The sequence below is a fragment of the Arthrobacter sp. EpRS71 genome (assembly GCF_001512285.1).
In the GTDB taxonomy this organism is placed as follows: domain Bacteria; phylum Actinomycetota; class Actinomycetes; order Actinomycetales; family Micrococcaceae; genus Arthrobacter.
Genome location: NZ_LNUV01000006.1, coordinates 1,888,691 through 1,906,010 on the forward strand (window position 1 = coordinate 1,888,691; position 17,320 = coordinate 1,906,010).

The window sequence follows — 17,320 nt, forward strand, 5'->3', positions numbered from 1 at the left end:
GCAGGATAGTTGCTTTCAGTAACTATCTTACAGCCCGGTTGATTCCCGAAGGGAGAATATTTCTTCCACTTTCCCTCTAAGTCGGCAGCCCCCTAAGGATCAGTGCTCGATCAGAATGCCGTCCGGATCGCAGAAGATCATCACCCCTGGCTGGATGCGGACGCGGTCGATGACCAGCTGAACATCCACCTCGCCCACACCTGTTTTGGCGCTCTTCTTCGGGTTGCTGCCGAGTGCCTTGACGCCCAGAGGCAAGCGGGAAATCGCCTCGCGGTCTCGAATGGCGCCGTTGATCACTACGCCTGCCCAGCCGTTGGCCACAGCGCTTTCCGCAATCATGTCTCCCATGAGTGCGGTCCTCAGCGACCCCTGCCCATCGATGACCAGGACGGCACCTTCGCCAGGTGTATTGAGGACGGTCTTGACCAAGGCGTTGTCCTCGAAACACCGAATAGTGCGGACAGGCCCGCTGAAATGCGTGCGTCCGCCCAGGCTTTGAAACTGGATGGCGATGGATTCGAGTTCCTCTCCGCGCTCGTCGTAAAGATCGGCGGTATTTACTTGCTCGCTCACAATGCTGCTCCTCTATCGGTTTGAGGCCACACTAACCCTTGCCTCAGGGCCAGGGCAGGACATGTTTCGGCCTATGTGGATAAAAATCCCGACGGCGGTTCAGCGTCGCTCCGTCGCGCTAGGCTGAATCCAAACATTGAATGAGGGGGAACCTGCTATGAGCTTGTCCGATCTACCGGGCCCGGTGCCGGATCCAGCCGTAGTCCGGGGCGGGACCGCCACGGCCCTGGCCGAGCCTGTCACCCGTGTCCGGCCGATCTGGGTCACTGGCGTGGTGCTGGTCAACCTGGGCATCAACGCAGCGTTCTTTGGCCCCCTCCAAGTGCTCTTGGGCCTGCAGGCAGCTCACTTTGACGAAGGCCAGAAGGAAGCGATCCTTGCTCTGGTCACGGGCTGCGGTGCGGCCGTCTCCATGGTGGCAAACCCGCTCTTCGGGGCATTCAGCGATCGCACTACCTCCAGGTTTGGTCGCCGTGTTCCCTGGGTCCTGATGGGCGCCATCCTGGGAGCCGTTGCGCTCGTCGCTTTGGCCGGTGCTCCCAACGTTGCGGCAATGACTTTGCTGTGGTGCCTTGTGCAGGCTGGAGCCAACGCCATGTACGCCGCTATTACGGCCGCCATACCTGATCGTGTCCCGGTTCCACAGCGGGGGACTGTGGGTGGACTGGCCGCCATGGGACAGACTGTAGGCATTCTGATCGGAGCCGTGATCGCTGCGGTCGTTGTTGGAAACTTTGCCGCAGGTTACTGGCTGTGCGCTGCAGCGCTGCTCGCCGGCGTCGTGGTTTATCTCTTTAAGAATGATGACCAGCAGCTTCCGCCAACCGAGCGACCACCGTTCAAGATGGCGAAATTCCTCAAAGGCTTTTGGGTCTCTCCCAAGCGCTACCCGGATTTCGCGTGGGCTTGGCTGACTCGCCTTCTGGTAAGCACCGGCAACCACATGGTCACGTTGTATCTGTTGTTCTTCCTGAGTGATGCTGTGCGTCTCAAGGAAACCGAGGGAATCGACCCGTCGTTTGGTGTCCTCATTCTTACCGGGCTTTACGCAGTCTCGGTCATTGTCACCAGCGTGCTCGGGGGAAGGCTGAGCGACAGGATGGGCAAGCGGAAGCCTTTGGTGATCGCTTCGTCGGTGATCATTGCGCTGGCGTCACTGATCCTGGCCTTCGCGCCGACGTGGATCGGCGGGCTTGCCGGTGCGGTGGTGTTGGGGATCGGATTCGGAGCGTATCTCGCCGTTGACTTCGCACTCATCACGCAGGTCCTTCCCACTGGGATGGACCGCGGCCGGGATTTGGGCGTTATCAACATCGCCAACTCCTTGCCGCAGGTGATCGCCCCCTTGATCGCCTCTCCGTTTGTCCTTTTCTGGGGCGGCTACGTCTCGTTGTACGTAGCCGCCGCAATCATCGGGCTCTTGGGCGCCGTCTTCGTGGTGAAGATCAAGAGCGTGGACTAGGCCTAGAAGACGTAGTTCATGACGTTCCAGCCGCTTCCTACTACCGGCTGCCCTTTCCATGTGAAACCGTAGATGCCCCAGCTGCTGAAGCCTGAAGGATCGGCGAGGTACATCGTCAGCAGGCCGTTCGGGCTGATGCCGTAAACGTCGTTGTAGCCATCTCCGTTGAAGTCACCGGCAATCCCGAAGCGGCTAAGCGCCTCCCAACCCCTGCCAATGGTTCCGTCAAAGGAATCGGGGCTACCGTAATCGAAGAAGAAGCCGTTGCGCTGAGATGAACGGGCCTGCAAATCGCCAAAGCGGGTGCGCGCGAGGACCACGGCTTCGGGTGTGCCATAGAAATGCCCCGCCCCTGCAGCATCCTGGGCAAGGATGTCGTTGGTGCCGTCACCGTTGAAGTCACCGGGTGCGATCAGGTTGACGAAACCCTGCCATCCCTGACCGATCTGGAACGCCTGTTTCCACGCTCCGGCGCCATTTCCTTGGTAGAGGAAGAGGCGTCCGTAGCCGTCTCGGCCCATGACGTCCACTGTTCCGTCGCCGTCGAAGTCGCCCGGTGAAACCAAGAGGTTGTAGATGTGCCAGCCGTTGCCGATCACTTGCGGCGCCCGCCAATTACCCCGTCCATCGGTGGGGTAGAGGAGCAAGCGGCCCGCGTTGTCCCCGGGCGAACAGATCGAAGGTTCCGTCGCCGTCGAAACCTTTCGATCTTCGGGGGGAAGCCCCTGGGCGGTTTCTTTGCTGGGCACCGCATCTTGTGTGTGGGAGGCCGTGGTATCCACTGCTTTTTCAGCGGCGGAAGCAGGGAGGGCCGAGGCCACGAGGCCAGCGGCCAAGGCCGGAGCGGTGATGAGTGCAAGCAGTCGGCGGGGCGGCACAGAGTTGGCGAACACACGCCAATTCGATGGTTCCCTGCTCACAATGCCGTTCGCAACAGCGTATGCGCAGGGAACCCGCGAAATGGCGGCTTGACGCTAGAACAGGTCCGTGAACCCGCCCCAACCCCAGCCGACCACCTCAGCGCCAGCCCAACCCGCGGTGCCGTTGCCGTAGTAGGCGCGCAGCTGGCCGGACCCGTCCACGGCAAAGACGTCGAGGTTTCCGTCGGCGTTGATGTCGCCTGCGCTGCCGATCTTGCTCATACCGTTCCAGCCTTGGCCAACTACGGTCATGCCGTTCCAGCCGCCGGAACCGTTGCCGCTGTAGAGCCTCAAATACCCGGCGGAATCGCGGGCAAGAATGTCAACGTTGGTGTCGCCGTCGAAGTCGCCGGGGGTGATGATCGCGTTCAGTGCGTTCCAGCCCTGTCCCGCCACGGACCGGGGCAGCCATCCGCCGTTTCCGTCCCCCGGGTAAAGGTATAGAATCCCGTTGGCGTCGCGGGCCAGGACGTCATTGGTGCCATCGCTGTTGAAATCCCCGGGAGAGACCAGCGAAGTGAAGATGTTCCACCCCGTCCCGACTTTTCGGGGGCCGTTCCAGCCGCCGGAGCCGTTACCGCTGTACAGGTAGAGACCACCGGCCGAGTCCTTGCCGATGACGTCGTTGATGCCGTCGCCGTCAAAGTCGCCGGGGGACAGCACTGTGGGGAAGATGTTCCACCCGGCACCCACGGTCCGCGCGGGTTCCCAGCTGTTGTACACCCGCGGGTACATCATCAGTGCACCGTCGGAACGGCGGGCCAATAGCTCAAAAGCGCCGCGGCCAGTGAATCCATTGGGCCGGTTGGAAGCGGAAATCGGCGCGGTTTCCTCGCTGGCGACTTCCAAATCCTCGCAGGGGTAGCTGGCTACGAGGTGCGCGGCGATGGTTTTGCCGCGGTCTTCCTCGCCGAGCAGGTAATGAGGCCAGGTGGGGTGGTCCGTTGCCACTTCGCCGTCGCGCGTCCAGTAGATGCGCGTGTCGGGGCCCGCCGCAGCGCCGCAGCCCTTGTAGGCCATGGGATCCCAAGTGACGGTGAGCGTCGCACCTACATAGGGGGCTCCGGTGATGACGGGCGGTTCGGGGTCCATGGTGGCCATGGCGGGCGCTGGGGCCAGCACTACTGCCGCTAAGACCGCAGCCCCGATTCCGGCCATTATCCGGCGCACGCCGGACGTAGGGCGTGATGAAGCAAACATTGTGTCCTCCCCAGACTTTATGCGGTTAATGGTACCGCGACTGGGATCTTCCTAGAAGATTGCTGTGAACCATCCGAAACCGGCTCCTACAGCTTCGGAACCCTTCCAGCCCGTCCTGCCGTCGCTGTAGTAGGTCAGCAGGCGGCCCTGCTGGTCCACCCCGTGAACATCGGGGAAGCCGTCGCTGTTGTAGTCACCGGCGCCGCCTACGAACTTGAGCGCGTTCCATCCGACGCCGATCATCCAGGACCGCGACCAGCCTCCTGAGCCATTGCCGCCGTAGAAATACAGATAGCCGCTGCGGTCGCGCGCCAGGATGTCCACATTGCCGTCGCCATTGAAATCGCCGGGGGTCACTATGGTGTCCATGACGTTCCATCCGGTCCCGACGGCGGACCGAGCCAGCCAGCCTCCGGCACCATTGCCAGGGTAGAGATAGAGGGCTCCGCCGGGTTCTCTGGCGAGGACGTCGTTGTGGCCGTCTCCGTTGAAGTCGCCCGGGCTGACGATGGAGTCGAACACGTTCCAGCCGTTGCCGATGGACTTGGCGGGCTTCCAGCCACCGGCGCCGTCTCCGCCGAAGAGGTAGAGCCCGCCGGCGGAGTCACGCACCAGCATGTCGCTTTTGCCGTCACCATCGAAGTCGCCGGGGGAGAACGCAGTATTGAAGATGTTGAAGCCGTATCCCACTGTCCGGGCGGGGGCCCAAGCGCCCCCGCTTCGCCCGTAGAGCACCAGCGAACCGTCATTGGCGCGTGTCAAGAGTTCAAAGCTGCGTCCAGTGAAACCTGCCGCCCGGTTCGCGGCACCAACGGGCTTGGTTTCGTTGCTGTGCAGCGACTCTCCCCCGCAGGCTGCTGTGCTGGCGGTAACGTGCGCGGCCATGCGGGCGCCGGTGTCATCCCGCTCCAGCGTGTAATTGCGTGTTGTTTCACCGGCTACGAGGAAGCCGTCCCGGGTCCAGTAGACCGTGAAGTCAGGGCCTTTGCCGCCCCCGCAGCCATAAAACGTGTAGGGGCCGATGTCCGCGGTCAGCGTCTTCCCCACAAACGCTTCACCGTTGACTATGGGGTCCGGCCCGTTGCTTGGCGCGGCCGACGCCGGCAGGGGGCTAAGTGCCATGGCCGCCACGGTGGCGGCCAGCAGCGCAGCTGCAATCCGGCGTCGTAATGTCCCCATGCGTGTTCCTCCCGAGTGGCTTCCAAACCTGCATGAAGTGTATGTCTGCAGGCCCGGATAGACGGGAAAGGCATGGCTTGTGGGCACAAAGTGGGCTCTCAGGAAACGGTCATTTTGCTCCCGTATCATTGATGCGATCGGCCAGCCGCGGTCACTGACCCCGCCGGCCGTTTCCTTGTCAGCCTGCCAAGAGATCGCCGGAAATGCCCGCAACAAACTCACTGGAACCTTACTCCCTTGACCTGTCGACGGGGCTGCCCCGTATGGCTGCCGCGCCCACCACACCGCGGCAGCAGTTGCGCTATGCCCGCATCTTGAAGACGGCGGCCGGTTTTGCCCAGCGGCAATTCGATACCCTGAGTCTTTCCGACGTCGCGGCGCGGGCTGACATTCCGCTCGGTACGCTCTACCGCTATTTTCCCTCCACAGCGCATCTCATGCTGGCGGTCTACAGGCAGCAGTTGCGCGAACTCCGCGACGGCGTCCGTCTGCGGGAGGGCAAAGGCCACGCCCTCGCTGGTTTGATGATGGAGATTTTCCACCTGCGGGTCATGCAGCCAGGTGTGGAACACTGCCTTATCCGTCCTGCCGGCAAGGATGATGACACGGCTCAGCTGCTGCGTGAGATTGACGCTCTGTCCGAGGAAATAGTGGGCTCGTTGAGTAAGGACACCGGCAAGGACACCGTCAGGGCCCGTATCCTGTTGCATTTGGTGAGCGGGTTGGTACAGGCGGTCCGCTGCCGCAGGTTGTCTCTGTTTGAGGCGGAGAAGGATTTGAAAAAAGCGTGCACGCTGCTCACCGGGGAGTAACAAAGCACGTACTGGTCTAGACCACTAGGACCGCAGAACACCGATTTTGGCATGACGCGGATCACACTTTAGCTTGGTTGAACGTTTTACTCTCGAATCGTCTCTGTTGGTATTGAATCTTGTACCCCCGACGCTTACCTAAGCTGGAAACACCGAAGCGGCTAGCAGCCCCCTATCTGCAGAAGCAATGCCGGACCAGTCACCCTTGGCCCGCACCAGCAGTTCTGTTCCTGCCCGACATCGTGCCGTGGGTCCACGGCTAGCCTGAGGAGACAAAGACGTGTCCATCGAGACAATTGCACCTGATAACGAAGCGTTGGTACTGAGCGAAGAAGAGATCTTCGCAGCCCACGAAGGCGGCAAGCTGACCATTTCCAGCACCGTTCCGCTCAACAACAAGCGCGACCTTTCCATCGCCTACACCCCGGGCGTCGCCCAGGTCAGCCGGGCGATCCACGCCAACCCCGAGCTTGCCCGCACCCACACCTGGGCCGAACGCCTGGTTGTTGTGGTCAGCGATGGCACCGCCGTGCTGGGGCTCGGCAACATTGGTCCGAGCGCTTCCTTGCCGGTCATGGAAGGCAAGTCCGCCCTGTTCAAGTCCTTCGGCGACCTGGACTCCATCCCGCTGGTCCTCAACACCACCAACGTGGACGAGATCATCGAGACCCTGGTCCGCCTCCGCCCGAGCTTCGGCGCCGTAAACCTCGAGGACATTTCGGCTCCGCGGTGCTTCGAACTCGAAGAGCGCCTCATTGAAGCCCTTGATTGCCCGGTCATGCACGACGACCAGCACGGCACCGCCGTGGTGGTCCTCGCCGCCCTGACCAACGCGGCCAAGGTGACCCAACGCGAACTCGCCGGCCTCAAGGTTGTTGTTTCCGGCGCAGGTGCCGCTGGCATCGCCATTGCCGAGATTCTTCTCGCCGTGGGCATCAAGGACGTCATCCTGCTCGACTCCAAGGGCGTGGTCAACGCCGATCGTGCCGATCTCGTGGCAGATCCGGGCAGCGTCAAAGCCCGCATGGCTCAGCGCACCAACCCCCGCGGCATCAGCGGCGGTCCCGGTGAGGGACTGACCGGCGCCGACGTCTTTGTGGGGGTCTCCTCCTCCAAGCTGGATGAAGAACACCTGAAGCTCATGAGCGATCAGTCGATCGTGTTTGCCCTGTCCAACCCGGACCCGGAAGTTCTGCCCGAGGTTGCCCAGAAGTACGCAGCCGTTGTTGCCACCGGTCGCAGCGACTTCCCCAACCAGATCAACAACGTGCTGGCTTTCCCCGGGATCTTCCGCGGCGCGCTCGATGCCAAGGCCCGCCGCATCACGCCCGCCATGAAGATCGCCGCGGCCAACGCCATCGCTGAACTGGCTGCAGAAGACCTCTCCGCGGATTACATCGTGCCGAGCCCGCTGGACGCTCGAGTTGCACCGGCCGTCACCGCGGCAGTTGCCGCAGCCGTCACCGAGTAGCGGCTACTTACGCAAGTCCGACGACGGCGACGCCTCCCGTGCTGGGGAGCGTCGCCGTCGTTTGTGGTTTTGAAGCAACGCGGGGTCACTTATGCCCCCTTATGCTGCGTTGAAGGGGGCGTAAGTGACCCCGCGTTGCTGTGCCTAGACTGAGGACCATGAACGCCGAACTTATCGTGACCATCCTGTGCGGCCTGGCCATAGCAGTGGGTGTCGCCGGGACCATCATCCCTGTACTTCCGGGCAGCATCCTGATCGGCGCAAGCCTCTTGGCGTGGGCCATCTGGGGCGGCGCCGGTGGCATGGGATGGGTGATCTTTGCTGTGGGCATGCTGTTTGTGGTGTCCGGAATGGCAGCCAGTGCCGTGTTGACCGGCCGCAAAATGAAGCAGCATGGAATCCCCAACAGGTCGGTGCTGATTGGCGTGGTCCTGGGCGTCGTGGGAATGTTCGTGATCCCGGTGGTGGGTCTCTTTGTGGGGTTCGCGCTGGGGCTCCTCCTCAGCGAAGTCCAACGCACGCGCAACTTCCAGGCCGCGCTGCGGTCCAGCGGTGCTGCGCTGAAAGCGACCGGCATAGGGATGCTGGTGGAGTTTGCCTTGGCCTGCGCCGCCGCGAGCACGTGGATCATCGGCGTGTGGGTGGAAGTGGCGTACGGAGGCCCGTAACCATGCAACTCCTGTATAGCGCGAAATCGCGGGTCAACTGCGAATTCGCCCGCTAAGGACAGCGAATTCGCAGCCGACCCGCGATCTCGGCAGCAAGTAAGCCCTACTTCAACACGATCGTCCTGTTCCCATTCAGGATGATCCGCCCCTCGCAGTGCCAGCGAACGGCGTTGCTGAGGGCCTTGCATTCGGTGTCCCGGCCGGCGGCTACGAGATCGTCCGGCCCGAACGTGTGGTCCACTTCCACTACCTGCTGGGCGATGATGGGACCTTCGTCCAACTCGCCGTTCACGTAGTGGGCTGTGGCGCCCACAGTTTTCACACCACGTGCGTATGCCTGGTGGTAGGGCTTGGCGCCCTTGAAGCTCGGCAGGAACGAGTGGTGGATGTTGATGGCGCGGCCGTCGAGTTTACGGGCCAGGTCGTCGCTGAGCACCTGCATGTAGCGGGCCAGCACAATGAGTTCCACGTCCAGCTCGTCAATGATCTCCAGCAAGCGCCCCTCGGCGGCCGGCTTGGTGGCGGCAGTGACAGGGATGTGGAAGAACGGGATCCCGTGCCACTCCGCCAAACCTTGATGATCGGTGTGGTTGGACACTACGCCCACTACATCGATGGGCAGCTCGCCGATCCGTGCGCGGAACAGGAGGTCGTTCAGGCAGTGCCCAAACTTGGAGACCATGATCAGCACGCGCCGCTTGTATCCCTGGCGTTCCAGTTGCCAGTTCATGCCGTACTTTTCGCCAACGGGGGAGAAAGCAGAACGCAGCGTTTCCACGGTGGATTCGTCGCCGGAGGAGGCGAAATGCACCCGCATGAAGAAATGGCCTTCGGCACGATCACCGAACTGCTTGTTGTCGATGATGTCGCAGCCGTGGTCCAACAGGAAGCCGGACACAGCGTGCACAATTCCGGGACCTTCGGGGCAGTCGAGGGTGAGGACGTGTTCCACAGTGGTCTCCGCGGTGGAGCCGGTAGTGGTTTCGGTTTGGATGGCAGTCATGGCTAGCACTCCACTACGTTGACGGCGAGGCCCCCACGGGAGGTCTCTTTGTACTTGGATTTCATGTCTGCGCCTGTCTCGCGCATGGTTTTGATGGCTTTGTCGAGGGAAACTTTGTGGCTGCCATCGCCGTGCAGGGCAAGACGGGCGGCGTTGATGGCTTTGACGCTGGCGATCGCATTGCGTTCGATGCAGGGAATCTGCACCAGCCCGCCCACGGGATCGCAGGTGAGGCCCAGGTTGTGTTCAATGCCAACTTCGGCGGCATTTTCCACTTGCTCGGGCGTTCCACCCAGGACTTCGCAGAGGCCGGCCGCCGCCATGGAGCAGGCGGAACCCACTTCACCCTGGCAGCCCACCTCGGCACCGGAAATGGACGCGTTGATTTTGAACAGGATTCCGACGGCGGCCGCCGCCAGCAGGAACCGCACGACGCCGTCGTCGTTGGCTCCTGGAACAAACTTGGTGTAATAGTGCAGCACTGCCGGGACAATTCCGGCGGCGCCATTGGTGGGCGCGGTGACGATCCTGCCGCCCGCAGCGTTTTCCTCGTTCACTGCCAAGGCGAAGAGGTTGACCCATTCCATGGCGAGGAGCGGGTCCGCTGAGGCACTACCGTTCAGGTCGGCGTCGGTTTCGGAAAGCTTTTTGAACAACGACGGCGCCCGTCGCCTGACCTTCAGGCCTCCGGGCAGGATTCCCTCGGCAGAGCAGCCGTTGTCCACGCATTCCTGCATGACAGCCCAGATGCCCAGCAACTTCTCACGCAGTTCCTCCTCGGAACGCCACACGAGCTCGTTGGCCAGCATGATGTCCGAGATGGACTTGCCTTCGCGGAGGCAGATGGCAAGGAGTTCGTCTGCCGTGGTGAAGGGGTAGGGGAGGACGGTGTCGTCGGCCACCACTTTGTCTGCGCCGGAGACGTCACCGTCCACCACAAAGCCGCCACCGATGGAGTAGTAGCTGCGTTCCCGGAGCACGGCGCCCGTGTGGTCCAACGCGCGGAACGTCATGCCGTTGGGGTGTGCAGGCAGCGACTTGCGACGGTGCAGGACCACGTCCTCGTCCCAGTTGAAGTCCACCCGGTGGTTGCCGCCCAAGCGCAGTTCGGCGTCGAGGGCTGCAGCTGCAACCTGGTCGTCTGCGGTATGTGTGTTAACAGTTTCGGGGGAGTGGCCTTGCAGCCCCAGCACCACGGCTTTGTCTGAGCCGTGGCCCCGGCCGGTGGCGCCCAGCGAGCCGAAGAGCTCAGCCTGGACGCGCACCGTGGCCGGAAGCTGGCCGGACGATTCAAGACCGTCCGTGAACTGCTTTGCCGCGCGCATGGGGCCAACCGTGTGTGAAGACGACGGCCCGATGCCAACAGAAAACAGATCAAGCACACTCAGTGCCATCAGGGGACCTCAGGTGAGGCGTACTCCCGCATGGCGTCCAGGATCCAACGTCCCAGGAAATCGGCAAACGAGGCCCGGGGAAAGATCCGGTAGGACTCCGCCGAGGTCTTCCAGAGCATCACCGGGATGTGGGCGAGCTCAGTGGAGACAGCCGTGCCGGCCTTGAAAACGCGCGGGTGCAGGTCCAAAGCGCAGGTCTTCTCCAGCACTGCGCGGGCATGGCTGCCGGAAAGCTCGAACGTGGTGCGGTTGGCGGAAAGGTCCACCACCTGGCCCGCGTCGTTGCCCAGCGCCGTGGTCAGATCGCTGACCAAGGAGCCACCCAGGGAGTCGTGGGCTTCTTCCGGTGCCACCACCATGAATTCGGTGGGACCAAGCCACAGGGTGTGAACGGATCCGGTCCCCGTCACTTCACCGCAAGCGGCTGGCAAGCCGCCGGTTACGGACGCTACGCGGGCACCGGCGTCGGACGCTCGGTCCACCCGGACGCCCACCATGGCCTGGTACGGAATCTCGGTGATAGTCACCGTGCCCGGCACGGATCCGGAGGTGAAAGCGTCAGCCAGGTGCTCGGCCGGGCTACGGCGTGCCCCACGAACACTGTTCACGGTTTCTGCTGGTGTTGCTGTTTCAGCCATCTTTGCGGGTCCCTTCAGCATCGAAAAGTACGGTTTCGCCAACAACCACGTCCACCAATTGGTCTCCCAGCGAGGCCACCAGGGTCTCGCCGATGCGGTTGCGGCCGTTTTGAATAAGAGCCAGGGCGAAGGAACGGCCCAGCGCGGCGCTGTGGTAGCTGGAGGTCACGAAGCCCTCCATGGGGACGGGTCCGTTGGCCGGGTTGACCGGGATGCCCTTTTCCACCAGCTGTGTGCCTTCGGGCAAACGGAGCGAGTGGTCCACGGGGAGGACGCTTACCAGGTGCTTGCGGTCCTCGCGGCTTGCATCCTGGCGGAGGTAGGAACGCTTGCCGATGAAGTCCTTGGCCTTGGAGACAATCCAGTCCATGCCGGCGTCCTGCGGGGTGACCGTGCCGTCGGTATCCTGCCCCACGATGGGGTAGCCCTTTTCGGCGCGGAGCACGTGCATGGTTTCCGTGCCGTACGGGGTGATGTTGAACTCGGCACCCGCGGCAGCAACTGCTTCCCAGGTGTTGAGTCCGTACCAGGACGGGATGTTGATTTCGTAGGCGAGTTCGCCGGAGAAGGAGATGCGGCAAACGCGGGCCTGAACTCCGGACGCCAGCGTGGTTTCGCGGAAGGTCATGAACGGGAAGTTCTCTGCCTCCAGGCCACCGTTTTCGGCGAGCTGGGGTGCAACCTTGGCGATCACTGCACGGGACTTCGGGCCAACTACGGCGATGGTGCTCCACTGCTCCGTCACTGATGTGCAGACCACGTCGAGTTCCGGCCACTCTGTCTGGTGCCACTCTTCCAGCCAGTCCAGCACCTTGGCTGCGCCGCCGGTGGTGGTGGTCATGAAGTAGCGGTCATCATCCAAGCGGAGGGTCACGCCGTCGTCGAAGATCATGCCGTCCAAGGTGCACATCACACCGTAGCGGGCGGATCCCGGGGCGAGCTTCTTGAACGCGTTGGTGTACACGCGGTTCAGGAATTCGCCTGCGTCCTTGCCGCGGATCTCGATCTTGCCCAGCGTGGTGGCGTCCATGAAGCCCACGGAATCGCGGACGGCGGCGCATTCACGCAGGACTGCCGTGTCCATGTCTTCACTGCCCTGCGGGTAGTACCAGGGGCGCTTCCACTGTCCAACGTCTTCGAACAGTGCGCCTTGGGCCACGTGCCACGGGTGGATGGAAGTGACCCGGGCGGGGTCGAACAGTTCGCCGCGCTGGCGACCGGCCAAGGCTGCGAAGGCGACGGGGGTGAACGGTGCACGGTACGCCGTGGTTCCGATCTCGCCGACGCCCGGGATGCTCTCTGCGCCGCCGAACTTCAGCGCTGCGGCAATGACGCCGATTGCGTTGACGCCGGACGTCTTGCCCTGATCGTTGGCTGTGCTGATGGAGGTGTACCGCTTGACGTGCTCCACGGACCGCATGCCTGCCCCGGTGGAGCGGAGGACGTCGGCCACGGACTGGTCGCGCTGGAAGTCCACAAAGTGGTGGTGCCACTCGCCCGGCTCACCGCTCTGGCCGGGGACCAGCCAGAGCTGGCGGCTCGGCGCGCTGGCCACGGGTTCCTGCAACTCCACCGGGGTGGTGGCGGACTCGAAGCCGGCAGCAATGGATGCGGCCGCTCCCGCGGAGATGCCCTCTGCCAGGCAGTCCTGGAGTTCGTAGCTGCCACGGCCTGCGCCAACAACCTGCTGGTCGCGGACCGGCTTGGTGGGGATGAAGGCAGCGAGCTCGTCATCCCAACGCAGCTTGCCCTGGCGCTGGCTGTGGAGGTGAACCACCGGGCTCCAGCCACCGGAAACTGCAAGGAGATCGGCAGCCAGCTGTTCGACGCCCGAGGTGAGTTCGCCGTCGTCGTTAATGCTGCGGACGGTGACACCGCTCAGACGGCCATTCTCATCTGCGGAGGTATCCGCCACGGCGCTGCCGACGAGCACCCGGATACCGGACTCGACGGCGGCAGCGGCCTTCGCGCTGATCTGCGGACGGGCATCGACGACGGCGGCAACCGCCACGCCTGCTGCCTTCAGATCCGCGGCAAGAGCGTACGCGGAATCGTTGGTGGTGCTGATGACCACGCGGGATCCTGCTGCCACGGCATAACGGTTCAGGTAGGTGCGGGCTGCCGAGGCGAGCATGATGCCCGGGCGGTCGTTGTTCTCGAAGACCAGCGGACGCTCGTGGGCGCCCGGAGCCAGGACAACCTGCTTGGCACGGATGTGCCAAATACGCTGGCGGGAGACACCCGATGCCGCAGGCACGCTCAAGTGGTCGGTGCGGTTCTGGGCTGCGATGAAGTAGTTGGAGTCGTAGGAGCCGAAAGCGGTGGTGCGGTTCAGCACCGTGCATTCTGCAGCGGAAACCAGCTCGGCCTCCACGTCAGCAACCCATTCCAGGGCCGGCTTGCCTTCGATTTCTTCTGCCAGATCCGAAGCCGTGGAACCGGACAGCAGCGAGCCGCCGAGCTCGGGCTGGTCATCGATGAGGATGACGCGGGCACCCGTGCGGACAGCTTCGCGGGCCGGTGCAAGGCCTGCGATACCGCCGCCGACCACCAGGACGTCCGTGTGGACATACTTCTTGTCGTACTCGGCCTTATCCTCGTTGGGGTCGAGCTTGCCCAGGCCGGACAGGAGTTCAATGTTCATGCCATCCACCAGCGAAACTGCCGTGGCGGGAAGCATGGACTCGGCGACGTGACCGCGGAAGCGGGGGGCGATCTTCACCAGGGCGTTGGACTCTTCCACGCCGGCGGCCATGATGCCGCGGGGTCGGTCCTCGTAGAGGGAGTTGCCGGCGTTGATGTGGCCATTGGCCAGCAGTGCCGAGGCGATGGTGTCGCCCGGGTGGCCGGTGAATTCCTGGCCGTCCACGGTGAAGCGCCAAGAGATGCTGCGATCGATGCGTCCGCCGGTGGCGAGGCGTGCGTTCTTGCTGGTCACTTCTAGACTCCTTCCGAGGAGATGGGGGTGGTGGCCGTAGGTGAAGCGGCGCCGGGGGCGAGGCCTGGTTCGCCGGCTTGACCGAACTCGCCGGCCTGGGTGAACTCGCCTGGCTGAGTCGGTTCGCTGCTTTGGCCGGTGGATTTGATGTCCGGCCGGGGCTGACCCATCCCGTAGATGGAGTGGATCTCGTAGCTCACGGTGTCGCGGAGCATGTTGAACCACTGGCGGCATCCGGTGCTGTGGACCCACCGTTCGGCGAAGGTTCCCTTGGTGTTCTCGCGGTAGAACAGGTATTCAGCCCATTCGCGGTCCGTGAGGTCGTTGGGGCTCTCCGGGTAGGCGACGTGTGCCTGGCCGCCGTAGTGGAATTCGGTTTCGTCGCGTGGCCCGCAGTTGGGGCATGAAATGAGGAGCATGTCTTGTCCTGTCCTGGCTAGTGGGCTACGGCTGCGGCGCCGTGTTCGTCGATCAAGGCGCCGGTCTCGAAGCGTTCCAGTGCGAACGGCTTGTTCAGCTGGTGCGGAGCGCCCGTGGCGATGGTGTGCGCGAACGTCAGGCCTGCCGCCGGAGTGCCCTTGAAGCCGCCCGTTCCCCAACCACAGTTGACGAACATGTTCTCCACCGGGGAGAGTCCAACAATCGGGGAGGCATCCAAAGTGGTGTCCACAATGCCGCCCCAGGTCCGGAGCACGTGGGCCCTGGCGAAAATCGGGAAGAGTTCCACTGCTGCTGCCATCTGCTCCTCGATCACGTGGAACGAGCCGCGCTGGCCGTAGCCGTTGTAGGAGTCGACGCCGGCACCCATCACCAGTTCGCCCTTGTGGGCCTGGGAGACGTACACGTGGACGTGGTTGGACATGACCACCGTGGGGTGGACGGGTTCGTGCAGTTCAGACACCAGTGCCTGGAGCGGGTGGCTCTGGATCGGCAGGCGGAAGCCGGCCATTTCTGCCAGGACCGAGCTGTGGCCGGCGGCGCAAAGACCAACTTTTTCGGTGTTGATGGTGCCGCGGGTGGTCTGGACTCCGGTCACCCGGTTGCCGTCCTTGATGAAGCCGGTAACTTCGCAGTTCTGGATGATGTCCACGCCCAGTTCATCGCACTTGCGGGCGAAGGCCCACGCCACGTGGTCGTGCTTGGCGATGCCTGCCCGCGGCTGGTACGTGGCGCCCATGACGGGGTAGCGGATGTTGTCGCTGATGTTCAGGATGGGGCAGAGTTCCTTGACCTGCTGCGGGTCAAGCCATTCAGCATCCACGCCGTTGAGCCTGTTGGCACCCACACGGCGAACGCTTTCGCGGACATCGCCCAAGGTGTGGGCGAGGTTCATGACGCCGCGCTGGCTGAAGAGGAAGTCGTACTCAAGTTCCTCGGGAAGGATCTCCCAGAGCTTCAGCGCGTGCTCGTAGATGGCTGCGCTCTCGTCCCACAGGTAGTTGGAACGGATGATGGTGGTGTTGCGGGCCATGTTTCCACCGGCCAGCCAGCCCTTTTCCAGGATGGCGATATTCGTCATGCCATGGTTCTTCGCCAGGAAGTACGCGGTGGCCAGGCCGTGCCCGCCGCCGCCCACAATCACGGCGTCGTAGCTTTTCTTCGGGTCCGGGTTGCGCCAGAGGAAGTCCGGGTGTTCGGGGAGGTGGTCTGCACTCACTTGGCTGCTCCAATCAGTTCTGCTGCGGTTGCGGTTGCGGCGCCATTGCCGTTCTTGGAAAGGTGCGGGTACAGCGGGAACTTCTCTGCCAGTGCGGTGACGCGGCGGCGGAGTTCGACGGCGGTGGCGTCGTCCAAGGTCACGTCGCCTTCGGTGCCGTCTGCGGTGGTGCCGCTCTTCGCTGCGGCGATCAACGCCGTCGCAATGATGTCCGAGACTTCAGTGAAGTCCTCAGCCTTGAAACCGCGTGCGGCGAGGGCGGGGGTGCCAATGCGCAGGCCCGAGGAGACCATCGGCGGGCGGGGGTCGAAGGGGACGGCGTTGCGGTTGACGGTGATGCCGATGCGGTGCAGGGTGTCTTCAGCCTGCTGACCGTTAAGGACTGAGTGGCGGAGGTCGGCGAGCACCAGGTGGACATCAGTTCCTCCGCTGACAACGGAGATGCCGGCTGCAGCAACGTCGTCCTGGAGGAGGCGCTGGGCGAGGATCTTGGAGCCTTCAAGGACGCGGACCTGGCGTTCCTGGAACTCGGGCTCGGCAGCCATCTTGAAGGCCACGGCCTTTGCGGCGATGACGTGTTCCAGCGGACCACCCTGCTGACCGGGGAACACCGCGGAGTTCACCTTCTTGGCGATGTCTGGGTCGTTGGTGAGGATCACGCCACCTCGGGGACCGCCGAGGGTTTTGTGGGTGGTGCTGGTGACAATGTGCGCGTGCGGGACCGGGCTCGGGTGGAGCCCTGCAGCCACCAGACCCGCGAAGTGGGCCATATCCACCATGAGGTAGGCGCCCACCAGGTCCGCGATGCGGCGGAATTCAGCGAAGTCCAGCTGGCGGGAGTATGCGGACCAGCCGGCGACGATCAGCTGTGGCTTGTTTTCCAGTGCCAGGCGCTCAACTTCGGCCATGTCCACGGTGTGGGTGTCCTCGCGAACTCCGTAGGGAACAACCTTGTACAGCTTGCCGGAGAAGTTGATCCGCATGCCGTGGGTCAGGTGCCCGCCGTGTGCGAGGTTCAGACCCATGATGGTGTCGCCCGGAGTGATCAGTGCGTGCATGGCCGAGGCGTTGGCCTGGGCGCCGGAGTGGGGCTGCACGTTGGCGAACTCTGAGCCGAACAGGGCCTTCAGGCGGTCAATGGCGAGCTGTTCGATCACATCAACGTGTTCGCAGCCGCCGTAGTAGCGCTTGCCCGGGTAGCCCTCGGCGTACTTATTGGTCAGAACCGATCCCTGAGCCTCCATGACGGCCGTGGGTGCGAAGTTCTCAGAGGCGATCATTTCCAGCGTGGACTGCTGGCGGATGAGTTCTTGAGCGATCGCCTGATCGACCTCCGGGTCCGCCTGTGCGAGCGGGCGGATCAGCGGTTCAACCATGGTGTTCTCCTTCAAAAGCTTGTCTAGTG

General features: G+C 63.3%; 15 protein-coding genes. 4 read left to right on the forward strand and 11 right to left on the reverse strand.

Going from position 1 to position 17,320, the window contains the following annotated elements; genetic code table 11:
- Positions 1-99 precede the first annotated feature (99 nt).
- Entirely contained in the window at positions 100-573 is a 474-nt protein-coding gene (gene rraA / locus AR689_RS19105; RefSeq protein ID WP_062072689.1) for a ribonuclease E activity regulator RraA, read from the reverse strand.
- Positions 574-730: 157 nt separating this feature from the next.
- Here rraA and AR689_RS19110 point away from each other — a divergent pair, with 157 nt between their 5' ends.
- Positions 731-2,035 carry an MFS transporter gene (locus tag AR689_RS19110; RefSeq protein ID WP_062072690.1) on the forward strand — a complete coding sequence of 435 codons (1,305 nt, stop codon included), beginning with the start codon at positions 731-733 and terminating at the stop codon, positions 2,033-2,035.
- 2 nt (positions 2,036-2,037) lie between these two features.
- On the opposite strand, the gene AR689_RS19115 is transcribed toward AR689_RS19110, so the two are convergent.
- The 3 genes from AR689_RS19115 to AR689_RS19125 form a co-directional block, all read right to left on the reverse strand.
- On the reverse strand, positions 2,038-2,928 hold the full coding sequence (locus AR689_RS19115; RefSeq protein WP_231745597.1) for an FG-GAP repeat domain-containing protein: 891 nt from the start codon (positions 2,926-2,928) through the stop codon (positions 2,038-2,040).
- A gap of 81 nt (positions 2,929-3,009) precedes the next feature.
- On the reverse strand, positions 3,010-4,155 hold the full coding sequence (locus AR689_RS19120) for an FG-GAP repeat domain-containing protein (protein WP_062072692.1): 1,146 nt from the start codon (positions 4,153-4,155) through the stop codon (positions 3,010-3,012).
- Between the two features lie 51 nt (positions 4,156-4,206).
- The gene (locus AR689_RS19125) at positions 4,207-5,334 is read right to left on the reverse strand and encodes an FG-GAP repeat domain-containing protein (protein ID WP_062072694.1); all 1,128 of its coding nucleotides are present in this window, start codon (positions 5,332-5,334) and stop codon (positions 4,207-4,209) included.
- Between the two features lie 203 nt (positions 5,335-5,537).
- Here AR689_RS19125 and AR689_RS19130 point away from each other — a divergent pair, with 203 nt between their 5' ends.
- The 3 genes from AR689_RS19130 to AR689_RS19140 all read left to right on the forward strand — a co-directional run bounded on the left by AR689_RS19130 (position 5,538) and on the right by AR689_RS19140 (position 8,285).
- Complete coding sequence (locus AR689_RS19130) at positions 5,538-6,146, forward strand: TetR/AcrR family transcriptional regulator (RefSeq protein ID WP_062072696.1); 609 nt, start codon at positions 5,538-5,540, stop codon at positions 6,144-6,146.
- Positions 6,147-6,426: 280 nt separating this feature from the next.
- On the forward strand, positions 6,427-7,617 hold the full coding sequence (locus AR689_RS19135; protein WP_062072698.1) for an NAD(P)-dependent malic enzyme: 1,191 nt from the start codon (positions 6,427-6,429) through the stop codon (positions 7,615-7,617).
- Between the two features lie 158 nt (positions 7,618-7,775).
- Positions 7,776-8,285 (forward strand): DUF456 domain-containing protein, encoded by a 510-nt coding sequence (locus tag AR689_RS19140; RefSeq protein WP_062072701.1) that lies wholly within the window; start codon positions 7,776-7,778, stop codon positions 8,283-8,285.
- A 103-nt stretch (positions 8,286-8,388) separates the two neighbouring features.
- Here the strand turns inward: AR689_RS19140 and purU are convergent, their stop codons facing one another.
- The 7 genes from purU to glyA are packed head-to-tail and all read right to left on the reverse strand — an operon-like array spanning position 8,389 to position 17,291.
- Positions 8,389-9,288 (reverse strand): formyltetrahydrofolate deformylase, encoded by a 900-nt coding sequence (purU, locus tag AR689_RS19145; protein ID WP_062072703.1) that lies wholly within the window; start codon positions 9,286-9,288, stop codon positions 8,389-8,391.
- Between the two features lie 2 nt (positions 9,289-9,290).
- Positions 9,291-10,682 carry an L-serine ammonia-lyase gene (locus tag AR689_RS19150; RefSeq protein ID WP_062072705.1) on the reverse strand — a complete coding sequence of 464 codons (1,392 nt, stop codon included), beginning with the start codon at positions 10,680-10,682 and terminating at the stop codon, positions 9,291-9,293.
- Positions 10,682-11,320, reverse strand: coding sequence for a sarcosine oxidase subunit gamma (locus tag AR689_RS19155; protein WP_062072707.1), 639 nt, complete (start codon positions 11,318-11,320; stop codon positions 10,682-10,684). Before AR689_RS19155 ends, AR689_RS19150 begins: the two co-directional genes overlap by 1 nt.
- Positions 11,313-14,258, reverse strand: coding sequence for a sarcosine oxidase subunit alpha family protein (locus AR689_RS19160; RefSeq protein WP_062072709.1), 2,946 nt, complete (start codon positions 14,256-14,258; stop codon positions 11,313-11,315). Before AR689_RS19160 ends, AR689_RS19155 begins: the two co-directional genes overlap by 8 nt.
- Before the next feature lie 2 nt (positions 14,259-14,260).
- Positions 14,261-14,677, reverse strand: a complete 417-nt coding sequence (locus tag AR689_RS19165) for a sarcosine oxidase subunit delta (RefSeq protein WP_062072711.1) — start codon at positions 14,675-14,677, stop codon at positions 14,261-14,263.
- 17 nt (positions 14,678-14,694) lie between these two features.
- Positions 14,695-15,915, reverse strand: a complete 1,221-nt coding sequence (locus tag AR689_RS19170; RefSeq protein WP_024818500.1) for a sarcosine oxidase subunit beta family protein — start codon at positions 15,913-15,915, stop codon at positions 14,695-14,697.
- Positions 15,912-17,291 carry a serine hydroxymethyltransferase gene (gene glyA, locus AR689_RS19175; RefSeq protein WP_062072713.1) on the reverse strand — a complete coding sequence of 460 codons (1,380 nt, stop codon included), beginning with the start codon at positions 17,289-17,291 and terminating at the stop codon, positions 15,912-15,914. The genes AR689_RS19170 and glyA overlap by 4 nt, the downstream gene beginning before the upstream one ends.
- Positions 17,292-17,320 lie beyond the last annotated feature (29 nt).

Excerpts from the sequence above, each read along its gene's own strand:
- AR689_RS19110 (WP_062072690.1), top strand. The coding sequence starts at position 731 with ATGAGCTTGTCCGATCTACCGGGCCCGGTGCCGGATCCAGCCGTAGTC.
- AR689_RS19120 (WP_062072692.1), bottom strand. The coding sequence starts at position 4,155 with ATGTTTGCTTCATCACGCCCTACGTCCGGCGTGCGCCGGATAATGGCC.
- AR689_RS19125 (WP_062072694.1), bottom strand. The coding sequence starts at position 5,334 with ATGGGGACATTACGACGCCGGATTGCAGCTGCGCTGCTGGCCGCCACC.
- AR689_RS19130 (WP_062072696.1), top strand. The coding sequence starts at position 5,538 with ATGCCCGCAACAAACTCACTGGAACCTTACTCCCTTGACCTGTCGACG.
- AR689_RS19140 (WP_062072701.1), top strand. The coding sequence starts at position 7,776 with ATGAACGCCGAACTTATCGTGACCATCCTGTGCGGCCTGGCCATAGCA.
- purU (WP_062072703.1), bottom strand. The coding sequence starts at position 9,288 with ATGACTGCCATCCAAACCGAAACCACTACCGGCTCCACCGCGGAGACC.
- AR689_RS19150 (WP_062072705.1), bottom strand. The coding sequence starts at position 10,682 with ATGGCACTGAGTGTGCTTGATCTGTTTTCTGTTGGCATCGGGCCGTCG.
- AR689_RS19155 (WP_062072707.1), bottom strand. The coding sequence starts at position 11,320 with ATGGCTGAAACAGCAACACCAGCAGAAACCGTGAACAGTGTTCGTGGG.
- AR689_RS19165 (WP_062072711.1), bottom strand. The coding sequence starts at position 14,677 with ATGCTCCTCATTTCATGCCCCAACTGCGGGCCACGCGACGAAACCGAA.
- glyA (WP_062072713.1), bottom strand. The coding sequence starts at position 17,291 with ATGGTTGAACCGCTGATCCGCCCGCTCGCACAGGCGGACCCGGAGGTC.